Consider the following 11,501-nt stretch of genomic DNA (forward strand, 5'->3'; position numbering starts at 1 on the left):
CAGAGCGCCCGCCCGGAAATGGCTTTGACCGCAGCCGTCAAATAGTATCATATGATGAAAAGCTGTCCTATATTTGAGAGGATGCCGGACATGGCCGACTGGAGCCGCAGGACGTTCCTGCTTTCGACGACGGCCGCGACCGCGGCAAGCGTGATGGGCACGGAGGCGGTCGCCGCCGCCGATGCCGTCGCGAAGGCGACAGGCGCGACCGGCGGCAATGCCGGCTGGCTCGACGGCACCCCACCCGCAGCGCATGAGGGCATGACCTGGGGCCAGCCCTGGCCGCGCGGCACGCGAATGGCCGATGCATACCGCGTCCGCGCAGGCGGGGCGACGCAATCCGTGCAGAGCTGGCCGCTGGCATGGTGGCCCGATGGCTCGATCAAATGGACCGGCCATGCGGTGCCCTCCGATGCGGCGCTGGCAGCCGACCTGCGGGTCGAGGCGGGGAAGGCCGGCGGCGTTGGCGCCGCAGTGCGCGTCACCGAGCGCGGCGACGCGATCGAGGTCGCGGTAGGCGACACGCGCTGGACGATCGGCCGCAGCGGCGCGGCGATCATCCGCAGCGCGACGAGTGGCGGGCGCGAGGTGCTGCGCAACGTGGCACTGACCGCATCGGCGCAAGATGGTTCCGACGACGATGCCGAGGCCGCCCCGCGGCGGTTGCGCTACGCCAGCCGCATTGATCGTGCGGTGGTCGAACAGACCGGGCCGATCCGCGCGGTGGTGCGGGTCGAAGGCCAGCATGAGGGCGAGGGCGAGCGGTGGCTGCCCTTCTCGCTCCGCCTCTACTTCCATGCGGGCTCCGCGTCGGTGCGGGTGGTGCATAGCCTGATCTTCGATGGCGATCCCGCCAAGCGCTTCGTACGCGGCCTAGGCGTCACCGGTGAGGCGCCGCTGCGCGACGCGCTGTACGACCGTCACATCCGCTTCGCCGGACAGGATGGCGGCTTGTGGGCGGAAGCGGTGCGGCCGCTCACCGGCCTGCGCCGCGATCCCGGCAAGGCGTTCCGCACGGCCCAGGCCGAGGGCCGCGCCGTACCGCCGATCGGCCAGATGGCGGCGGCGGTGCGCGACAAGCTCGACTATATCCCGGCCTGGGGCGAATTCCGCCTGCGCCAGCCCAATGCGGATGGCTTCGCGATCACCAAGCGGACCAGACCGGGCCATGGCTGGGTCGACGTGGATGGCGGTCAGCGCGCCGCGGGCCTCGGCTATATCGGCGGGGCGAGCGGCGGCGTTGCCTTTGCCATGCATGATTTCTGGCAGCGCTGCCCGGTGGGCCTCGACGTTGCCGGCGCGGATGGCGACGCGGCGCGCTTCACGCTTTGGTATCACGCGCCCGACGCGCCGGCGATGGACCTGCGCTTCTATCACGGCACGATGGGCATGGCGGATTACGCGCACCAGAATCTGGGGCTCGACGTCACCTACGAGGATTATGAGCCCGGCTGGGGCGATGCGTCGGGCATCGCGCGGACCAGCGAGTTCCGGCTATGGGCGCTGCCCGCGACGCCGAGCCGTACGCGCCTCGCGCAGATGGCGGCGCAGGTCGCCCGCCCACCGCGCATCGTCGCTGCCAATGCCGCGGTGCATGACGCCCATGTCTTCGGCATCTGGGGGCCTGCCACCCCGCCTGGTCCGGGGGTGCGCGGCGGCATCGAGACCCGCGCGGCGAGGGAATTGGATTTCTACATCGGCCAGATCGAGCAGCGTCGCTGGTACGGCTTCTGGAATTACGGCGACGTCATGCACAGCTATGACGACGACCGGCACGTCTGGCGTTACGACATCGGTGGTTTCGCCTGGGATAATAGCGAGCTGTCGAGCGACCTGTGGCTCTGGTACGCCTATCTGCGCACCGGCCGCGCCGACGTGTTCCGCATGGCGGAGGCGATGACGCGCCACACGGGCGAGGTCGACGTCTATCACACCGGCCGCTTCAAGGGCTTCGGCACGCGCCACGGCGTGCAGCATTGGGGCGACAGCTCGAAGCAGCCGCGCATCTCCAACGCCGCCTATCGCCGCATCTTCTATTACCTCGCCGCCGACGAACGCTGCGGCGACTTGATGCACGCGCTGATCGACAGCGACCGGATGCTCGCCACCGTCGACATCATGCGCAAGGTCGGCGCGCATCTGCCCAATGACGGTGCGACTGTGGGGACGGGGGCGGTCGTCTCCGAAAAGCCCTTGCCGGAGGGGCAGGTGTTCATGTCGTTCGGCACGATCTGGGGGCCGCTGGTCGCCGCCTGGATGACCGAATGGGAGCGGACGCGCGATACGCGCTGGCGCGACCGGATCGTCGCCGGCATGCGCACCATCCCGACTTTGCCCAAGCAATGGTTCGCGGGCGGCGCGGCGTTCGATCTTGCCACCGGGCGGTTCGTGGGCGGCGGCGATACCGTCAGCATGAGCCATCTCAACGGCGTGTTCGGCGTGTTCGAAACGATGGCCGAGTTGCTCGAACTGGTCGACGTGCCCGCCTATCGCGCGGCGTGGATCGACTATTGCGCCTATTATAACGCGCCCGAAGCCGCGTTCCGCGTGAAGACCGGCGATCCCGGCAAGGGGCGCGCGCTGACGCAGGCACATTCGCGCTTCACCGCTTATGCCGCCGTGGCGACGAAGGACACGGCGCTCGCCCGGCGCGCGTGGGCGGAATTTACCGGCGCGGGCGACCGCGCGGGTCGCGATCAGACCAAGGGCACGCGTCGCATCCTGCCGCCTGCGGTGCTGAAGCCGGTCGATGAACTGGCCGATGTGTCGACCAACGATGCCGCGCAATGGGGGCTGGCGGCGACCGCCAATCTGGTGCTGCTCGCGCCGCTGATGGACGGCGGGACGTTGTGATGGTGCGTGCGCTGCTGCTCGCCGCGGTGGTGGTCGCGGCGCCGGCGGCGCGCGCGCGCGAAACCCTGTCGCGCTGGCGGATCGAGGCGGAGCCGGGGGCCAAGGTCACGCTGCGGCGCGGCGGGGTGATCGATATCGATGCGGCGGACGGCGTGACGCTCTGGTATGCTCGCCCGCTGACCGGACCCGTCGCGATCGATTACGACGTGATGGCGGTACAGGCGGGCGGCCCGCATGATGCGGTCAGCGACGTTAACGCCTTCTGGATGGCGCAGGACCCGACGGTGACCGGCGGATCGGTGCTCGCGCGGCCGCGCAACGGCGCCTTCGCGCAATATGATACGCTGAAGACCTATTATGTCGGCATCGGCGGCAACCGGAATACGACGACGCGCATGCGGCGCTATGTCGGCCGGCCGGGGGATCGGCCGCTATTGCCCGAACACGACCGCAGCGACGCCGCGGCGATGCTGGTGCCCAACCGCTGGATGCATATCCGCCTGATCGCGAACGGGCAGGAGATCGCCGTGGCGCGCGACGGCGTGCGGCTGTTCACGATGCAGGACGCTGCGCCCTACACGCGCGGCTGGTTCGGCTTGCGCTCGACCCGCAGCCATTTGCGGGTGCGGAACGTGCGGTTCTCGCGTCCATAGAGAAAGGGCCGGATCGTCTGGCGATCCGGCCCGTGCCTTGTCAGAACTTGAGCTGGAACCCCGCAAAGAAGCGCTGGCCCGGGTAATAGACTTCCACGGTGCCGATATTCTTGATGTAGCTCTGCGAATATTCCTTGTTGATGTTCTGCATTTCCATGAACAGGCTGTAGTGCCACTGCGGGAAGCGGAAGGTGATTTTACCGTCCAGATAGCCCTCGCCCTTACGATAGATCGGGTTGTTGCTGTTCGCGCTGTTGACCGCCTCGACCAGCCAGTCGGAGCGATAGTTATAGCTGAGCCGCGCGTTGAGCCACCCCTTATCGTAGAAGACGCTGGCATTGTACGTCCACTTCGACAGGCCGGGATATTCGTCGAGCGGTTGACCGGTCGCACTATTGGTCAGGTTGGTCCGGATCGCGCGGGCGAAGGTGACATTCCCGGAGGCACCCAGACCGTCGAACGGCGCCGGCAGGAACGTGAACGCGGTCTGTGCGCTCGCTTCGATACCGTCGAGCAAGGCGCCGAAGCCATTGATCGGCTGGCGCACAGTGTAGGTGATGCCGTCACCGAACAGGTCGACACCGCTGCGGGTGACGTTCGGAACGACGAAGCTCTTTTCGTACTTCTTGTAATAGCCGATGCTCACCAGCGTGTCGCGGTTCGGATACCAAGCGAGGTTCGCTTCCCAGGCATCGGCGCGATAGGGCTTGAGCGCGGGATTGCCGGCAGTGCAGATGTCGTCGGCCGCAGCGACGGTCGCGTCATCGAGGCAGTTGATGTTGGGCACGAGGTCCAGCGGCTTCGGCCGCGCCAGATTCTTTGCCCAGTTTGCCCGCAACACGAGCGTAGGCGTGATCTCGAGCGCTGCGTTGAACGCGGGCAGGACATCGAAGTAACTGTTCGTGAGCGACAATTGCTGGGCGCGAAGGAAGACGGTTTCGGTGCCGCCCGTCGCCGTAAAGCGGGTGACGCGGGCGATATTGGTGCCCGTGCCCTGATCGCGTGTATAGGTGTAGCGTGCGCCGGCGTTGCCGGTCAGGCGCATGCCCAAAACCCGGGTGTCGAAATTCGCCTGCACGTAACCGGAGGCGATCTTCTCGTTGATCTTCGCCTGTGGGATTTGGGGCAGCCCGTCCGACTGGAACAGCAGATCCTGATCGAACCCGGACAGATCGTACAACTGACCGATCAGTTGCGGGGTGAAGTTTGCGAACGCGATCCGATCAGGAATGCCGCTTGGTGCCCCCTTCAGTCCGCTGAACAAAGGTGCGCCGCCGCTGGTCGCACCGAGCGACGTCAGCAGCGCAGCATATTCCGCCTGCGTCAGCTGAACGTTGTAGCCGCCGCCACCGATCGTGCCGGTCGGCGTTATGCGATTGGTGACCGTCGGTACGATGCTGGTCGTGTACGACACGTTGGCGCTGGTCTGGTACACCGGCGCGCTGGTCCCGCCCCCCGACAAAATCCGCGACCCGCCACCGTTGTAAAGCAGATAGTCCTGATTGCGGAACTGGCCGCCATACTGAATATTCTTCAGTGGACCGGCTTCGACCAGCCAATCGACGTCGAGCTTCAGCTGGTCTTCGCTGTTGCCGGAGAATGTCGGACGATATTGGACGGTCGGTCCGAGCACCGTCGACGTCGTGCCAATCCCATTACCGGGACGCGTGAAGTTGGTGTAGATGCTGGGATCGGCCGGATTGATCGAGCTCGGATACGTGAAGACCGGAATGCCGAGGCTGTTGCGCGTATCGACCTGAACACTCGAAATGCCGGTCGACAGCGAAATCAGGTTTGTCTGGCCGTTGGTGTCCGCCGTCGAATGCGACACAAGCCCCTTCACCTTGACACGGTCGAAGTCCCAATCGAAGCCGCCGAGATAGTAGCGTGACTGCTGATTGTACTGGAAGTCGCGGCGCTGGACGCCAAGGATGTTGCTGGAGCCGCTGTAATTCGGGGCGGTTGCGCTGCCGATATTCACCGGGTTCGCCGCCGTGGTGTAGCTCGTCACGATGTGATTGGCGTTGACCGTAGCGCTGCTCTGCTGAACCTGCGGGCGCGACGTGCCACCGTTGAGGCCCGCTGGTAGCTGGGCATCGAGGGGGAAGCGCTGAAAGCGTCCAAGGTCGAGCGCGTAGTTGGTGTCGAACAACCGCTGATCACGATTGTTGATTACCGCCTCGCCAAACACGCGGAAGTTGGGCGCCACTTCATATTGGACCGTCAGGTCGGCGGAGAGGCGCTTGTCGCGGCGGACGAGGTTACGATAGCGCGGACCATTGGGCGCCCAATCGAAGAACTGCGTTTCGCATGCCAGCCGCCGCGCTGTCGCATTCGACGCGTTCTGGCCGCCAACGCCTGCGCAGCTCGCATAGGTGTTGAAGTTGGAATAGAGCGGATCGGCGACGGTCTTCTGATCGGAGTGATCGAAGTCGGCGAGGCGGGTCCAGCCAGTGTTGCTGGCATAATCCTGGCGGGTCGACTTGTCGTCGTAGGTTGCGTTGAACAGGACGCCGAGGCCGTCGATCAGGAACTTCGGCGTGCCCAGGATCACCGTGGCGCGCGGACGCCAGTCCTGCGTCAGGTCGAGGTGCTGTTCGGAGAAGACGACGGTTCCCAGCGGCTTCCTCAATTCGAGCGGCTTGCGCGTTTCGATCGACACGGTGCCGCCCAAGCCACCTTCCGTCAGGCTCGCCTGATAGCCCTTGTAGACGTCGATCGACTTGACCAATTCGGTGGCGAGTTCGCGGAAGTCGCCAGCGCGCGAGCCCAGAGCCGATGCCTGGCTGACGCCATTGACTTCGACGCGGTTGAGGTCGGGTTCGACGCCGCGGATCGACACCTGCGTGCCTTCGCCGAAGTCGCGGCTCAGCTGCACGCCGGTGACACGCGCCAAGCTGTCGCCGACGTTCTTGTCGGGGAAGCTGGCGATGTCGTCGGCGACGATCGAGTCGACGACGGTGCCGGCGTTGCGCTTGCGCTGGATCGCCGATTGCAGCGAGGCGCGGGTGCCGACGACGACGATGTCACCCGGTGCTTTTTCGTCGAGGTCCTGCTTGGGGGCGTCGGGCTGGGCCTGCGCGGTCGGGGTTGCGGTCTGTGCCAGCGCGGGTGTGCCTGCGATCAGTCCAAACGCCAGGGCGCTCCATGCCGAGGTGCGCAGCATGGCGCGGGCACCGGACCGCGAAACCGTGAATGCAGTGGAACCCGTCATGTCATCCTCCCTCATGCGTCCATGCCTGCCCCCGATCTGCGCGGGTTGGCGGCGGTGGAGCCCCATTCTCGATTGGCTTTGTAACTAACCACAATGTGGAATGCAATCGTATAGATTGGAATTTTGAAAAAGGGTGCTATCACTGTCGCAAGCCGCACCGACGAGGCGGCGCAGGGGTAAGCGGCGCGATGCGTCTGGAGAGGAATGCGATGGGACGGCAGGCATTACGGAGCGGAATCGCGGGCTGGGTCTTGCTGGCAACGGGCGTGGCGGCGTCCGTGCAGGCGGGGGCGGAAGGGCCGGCGCGGCAGGCCGAACGGCTGGACCGCGGTGTCGTCGCGGTGCCGGCGGAGGGCGGCGGCGTGCTGATCGATTGGCGCTCGCTGTCGTCCGATCCCAAAGGCGTCGGGTTCGACGTCTATCGCGACGGACGTAAGGTGACCTCTGCACCCGTCACGCAATCGACCAACTTCCGCGATCCCGACGGCACGCCGGCCAGCCGCTATGCGGTGCGGATGATCGCGCCGGGCACGGCAGGCGCGATGACGCCGGCGGTGCCGGTCTGGGCGAAGGGCTATTGGTCGATCCCGCTCGATCCCCCTGCGGGCGGCACGACGCCGGATGGCGAGGCGTATAGCTATACGGCGAACGACGTCGGTATGGGCGATTTGGACGGCGACGGTCAGCCCGATCTGGTGCTGAAATGGGACCCGACCAACAGCCATGACAACAGCCAGGGTGGCTATACCGGGCCGGTCTATCTCGACGGCTATACGCTGGGCGGCAAGCGGCTGTGGCGGATCGACCTGGGGCGCAACATCCGCGCCGGTGCGCATTACACGCAATTCCTGGTGCAGGATTTCGACGGCGATAGCCGCGCCGAAGTGGCGATGAAGACCGCCGACGGCACGGTCGATGGCCTGGGCACCGTTATCGGCGACGCGAAGGCCGACTGGCGCCAGCATGACGGCGAGGTGCCGCAGGCGGACAAGACCGGCGCGCATGTCACCGCCGACGGGCGGATGGTCGCGAAGCTCGCCGGGCGTATCCTGACCGGCCCGGAATATCTGACCGTGTTCGACGGGCGCACGGGCAAGGCGCTGGCCACCGCGCCCTACGATCCGCCGCGCGGCCCCCGCAACGATCCGGGCTTTGCCGAGATGGCGAAGCTGTGGGGCGATGCGTACGGCAACCGCGTCGACCGGTTTCTGGCGGGCGTCGCCTATCTCGACGGGCGGCACCCGAGCATGATCTTCGCCCGCGGCTATTATGCGCGCACCGCGATCGCCGCGTGGGACTATCGCAACGGCAAGCTGACCGAACGCTGGCTGTTCGACACGAACCAGCCGGGCAACGCGGATTACGCCGATCGCGGCAATCACCAGTTGAGCATCGCCGACGTCAATGGCGACGGGCGTGACGAGGTGATCTACGGATCAATGGCGGTCAGCGCCGATGGCAAGGGGCTGTGGACGCAGCCGCTCTACCATGGCGACACGATGCACGTCGGCGACCTCGATCCATCGCGACCGGGGCTGGAGAAGTTCGGGGTTCATGAACAGATTTTGCACAATGGCGGGATCGGATCGGCACTGCTCGATGCGCGGACCGGCGAGATACTGTGGACCAAGCCCGCCAAGACCGACACCGGCCGCGGACTCAGCGCCGATATCGACCCGCGGTATGTCGGCGAGGAAATGTGGGGGGCAAACCAGCCTGACCTCTATGACGTGCACGGCAAGGCGATCGGGCCGCATCCCAGGCAGACCAACTTCGCGATCTGGTGGGACGGCGATCTGCTGCGCGAACTGCTGGACGGCACGACCATCAGCAAGTGGAACTGGAAGACGGGCAAGGCCGAACCGCTACTGGTGGCGGAAGGCGCGGCGTCCAACAACGGCACCAAGGCGACGCCTGCCCTCCAGGCCGACCTAATTGGCGACTGGCGCGAGGAGGTGGTGTGGCGCAGCGCCGACAATCGCGAGCTGCGCATCTATACGACGCCGTGGCCGACGACGCACCGGATCACCACGCTGTTGCAGGACCCGATCTATCGCGCCGGCATAGCGTGGCAGAACACGGCGTATAATCAGCCGCCGCACACGGGCTTCTACCTTGGCATGACCAAGGCATCCGATACACCGGAATGAACGGCGCGCAGCCCGGTCAGAGGACCGGGTTGCGGCCCCACAATCGGTCGTAGCGCCAGCCCGACAGGTCCTCGACGATCGCGCCGCTCTGCGGGGTGGCGGGCGTCGTGGCGCCGGCGCGCAGCCGTTCGATCTCGTCCATCAGCACGGCATGGGTGGTGGGATCGAGGCGGAAGCGCAGCGATACCCATAGGCCGAAGGCGAGGATGGCGAGCGTGCCGCCGATCATCACCGCGACGATCGCGTGGACGGTGACCGATGACTGGCTGGTCGCGCCGGCGACAAAGCCCGACAGCTGCAAGATCTGCCCGACCGCGATCAGCGCGATCGCCTGCGACATCTTCCGTACGAAGGTCATGACGCCGGCGAACGCGCCCTCGCGGCGGCGGCCGGTGACGATCTCATCGACGTCGGCCATGAAATTGTAGGTCGCCCAGGGGATGTAGTTGAGCGCGCCACGGCCGAGTCCTGCAAAGACGACGGGGATCGCGAAGATCCAGCCGCTGGCGCCATGGCCGCTCCACCACAACCCCAGGAAGATCAGTACGCCGATCGCGAAGCTCACGCCCGCGATACGATAGGCGAGCGCGGGCGACGCCCGCAGCGCGAAATTGATCGCCAGCAGGACCGCGACCGTCTGCACCGCATAGGTGAGACCGGCGAGGTTCGACACCGCCAGCGTCGTGCCGCCCAATGCGAAGACGACGAAATAGGCGAAGGCGGCGTTAAAGATATCCTGGCTGATATAGCCGCCGAGATACATGCCGAGGTGCAGGCGGAAGGCGCGGATGCGCAGCGTCGAGAACAGGTTGCGATAGAGATCGCGGATCGCGGCGGTCGGCGTCATCTTTTCGCGCGCGAGCGCCGCGGTCTCCGCCGAGCGCGGGCGTTCCCAGCTGAACAGGTACAGCAGCGTCGCCGCACCCATGAACAGCACGGCAAACAGGATGCCCATGTAGAGGTAGGTGTCGGGCGAATCCTTGCCGAGATGCTCAATCAGCCGGCCGGGCAGGATCGCGGCGAGGATCGCGGAAATCTGGCCGCACATGATGCGCCAGCCGGCGAACTTCGCCTTGCTGCGATAGTCGCTCGCCATTTCGGCAGCGAGCGTTTCGTAGGGGATGATCTCGAGCGCGTAGACCAGCTCGAACAGGACGTAGGTTACGAGATAATACCAGAAGGTCTGGCCCGACACCCACATGATCGCGAACGAGGGTAGGAGCGGGATGGCGGCGAGGATGAACGCCCGCCGTCGCCCGAACCTGCGCCCCGCCCAGGTGTCGCCGAACCGATCGGAGATATAGCCGATGGTCGGGCTCGCCACCGCGTCGAGGACGCGGGCGATGCCGAAGATCAGCGTCGCTTGCGCCGCCGACAGGCCGCAAAAGGTGGTGTAGAAGAACAGTACCCAGGTGCTGATGACCGCCATCGATCCGGCGCCGAGGATGTCGTTCGATCCATAAGCCGCGAAGTTGTACCAGCGGACCGGACGGGCGGGGGCGATGGCGGTCTGGGTCATCAAATGTACGTCCGCAGGAATTCGCCGAGCGCACAGATCGCCAGGCTCTGGCCATAGGGCATCGAGGTGAGGGCGATGTCTTTGTAGAATTGCATCGTGTCGCCCATCGCGGTGCCGAAGCTGACCTGCTTCAGTTCGCCCTTGTCATCGATATTGGCGAGGACGGCGCGGATCGCCTTGATGCCGACCGCTTCGTAATGGCGCGGCAGATAGCCCTTCCGTACGGCCTTCAGAATGCCATAGGCGAAACCGGCGGTCGCCGACGCTTCAAGATAGCTGGTCGGATCGACGATCAGCGTGTGCCACAGGCCGCTGTCGTCCTGATGTTCGGCGAGCGTCTTCACCTGCGCGGCGAGCGTGTCGATCAGGAAGGTGCGGAAGGCATCGCCCGGCGGAAGATCGAGCATCTCGATGATCTCGGGGATCGCGATCGTCACCCAGCAATTGCCACGCGCCCACAAAGCCCCTGCGAAATTGTGGCGACCGTCGAAGGTCCAGCCGTGATACCAGAGGCCGGTCTGGCGATCGAACAGGTACTTGATGTGGATCAGGAACTGGCGCTTGGCCTCCTCGATATAGTGCGGGCGACCCAGGATCTGGCCGATGCGCGCAAGCGGCAGCACGCTCATCATCAGCGTGTCGTCCCACATCTCCTGCGGGTTCTCATCGTTGAAGACGATATGCTGGAAGCCGCCTTCTTCGGTCTTGGGCAGGCCGTCGTCCGCCATCAGCCATTCGGCCCAGATGTCTAGATAGGGCAGGTACGTCTGGTCGCCGGTCTGCTCGTAGAGGTTGGCGAGCGTCAGGAAGGGCGACATGGTGTTGATGTTCTTGGTCGGCGTGCCCGCGGCGAAACGGTCTTCGAACCATTTTAGCATCACGTCCCAGGCGGCCTGGTCGCCGGTCTGTTCCCAATAGCGGTACAGGCCGAACAGGCCGATGCCGTGGGTCCATTCCCAGTCGTTCCACCCCTTGGTGTCGATGACGCGGCCGTCCTCCAGCCGGAGCAGGAACTCGCCGGTCTCGTCCTTGATGTTGACGAGGTTGTCGATCAGCTTGGCGATCTGCGCGGTCACCTCGGCGCGGGGAATGTCGTGATTGAGGGCTGCCAC

At 65.6% G+C, this 11,501-nt stretch carries 6 protein-coding genes; 3 read left to right on the top strand and 3 right to left on the bottom strand.

All coding sequences use genetic code 11. From position 1 onward, the window contains the following. Window positions 1-90 precede the first annotated feature (90 nt). Complete coding sequence (locus A7E77_RS11620) at window positions 91-2,853, top strand: hypothetical protein (RefSeq protein ID WP_063688150.1); 2,763 nt, start codon at window positions 91-93, stop codon at window positions 2,851-2,853. Further along, window positions 2,853-3,506 carry a DUF6250 domain-containing protein gene (locus A7E77_RS11625; protein WP_226341731.1) on the top strand — a complete coding sequence of 218 codons (654 nt, stop codon included), beginning with the start codon at window positions 2,853-2,855 and terminating at the stop codon, window positions 3,504-3,506. Before A7E77_RS11620 ends, A7E77_RS11625 begins: the two co-directional genes overlap by 1 nt. A gap of 40 nt (window positions 3,507-3,546) precedes the next feature. Here the strand turns inward: A7E77_RS11625 and A7E77_RS11630 are convergent, their stop codons facing one another. Next, window positions 3,547-6,720: a TonB-dependent receptor gene (locus tag A7E77_RS11630; RefSeq protein ID WP_226341732.1), complete on the bottom strand. Its 3,174-nt coding sequence runs from the start codon at window positions 6,718-6,720 to the stop codon at window positions 3,547-3,549. A 209-nt stretch (window positions 6,721-6,929) separates the two neighbouring features. Between A7E77_RS11630 and A7E77_RS11635 the strand changes: the two genes are divergently transcribed. Then, a complete protein-coding gene (locus A7E77_RS11635; protein WP_063688156.1) occupies window positions 6,930-8,870 on the top strand; it encodes a rhamnogalacturonan lyase in 1,941 nt (646 codons plus the stop codon). 16 nt (window positions 8,871-8,886) lie between these two features. On the opposite strand, the gene A7E77_RS11640 is transcribed toward A7E77_RS11635, so the two are convergent. Next, window positions 8,887-10,389 carry an MFS transporter gene (locus tag A7E77_RS11640; protein ID WP_063689924.1) on the bottom strand — a complete coding sequence of 501 codons (1,503 nt, stop codon included), beginning with the start codon at window positions 10,387-10,389 and terminating at the stop codon, window positions 8,887-8,889. Next, the gene (locus tag A7E77_RS11645) at window positions 10,389-11,501 is read right to left on the bottom strand and encodes a glycoside hydrolase family 105 protein (protein WP_063688158.1); all 1,113 of its coding nucleotides are present in this window, start codon (window positions 11,499-11,501) and stop codon (window positions 10,389-10,391) included. The genes A7E77_RS11640 and A7E77_RS11645 overlap by 1 nt, the downstream gene beginning before the upstream one ends.

Origin of the sequence: Sphingomonas sp. NIC1, assembly GCF_001638925.1 — a bacterium.
GTDB lineage: Bacteria > Pseudomonadota > Alphaproteobacteria > Sphingomonadales > Sphingomonadaceae > Sphingomonas > Sphingomonas aquatilis.

Coding starts and splice junctions, on each gene's coding strand:
- A7E77_RS11620 (WP_063688150.1), top strand. CDS start 91: ATGGCCGACTGGAGCCGCAGGACGTTCCTGCTTTCGACGACGGCCGCG.
- A7E77_RS11625 (WP_226341731.1), top strand. CDS start 2,853: ATGGTGCGTGCGCTGCTGCTCGCCGCGGTGGTGGTCGCGGCGCCGGCG.
- A7E77_RS11630 (WP_226341732.1), bottom strand. CDS start 6,720: ATGACGGGTTCCACTGCATTCACGGTTTCGCGGTCCGGTGCCCGCGCC.
- A7E77_RS11635 (WP_063688156.1), top strand. CDS start 6,930: ATGGGACGGCAGGCATTACGGAGCGGAATCGCGGGCTGGGTCTTGCTG.
- A7E77_RS11640 (WP_063689924.1), bottom strand. CDS start 10,389: ATGACCCAGACCGCCATCGCCCCCGCCCGTCCGGTCCGCTGGTACAAC.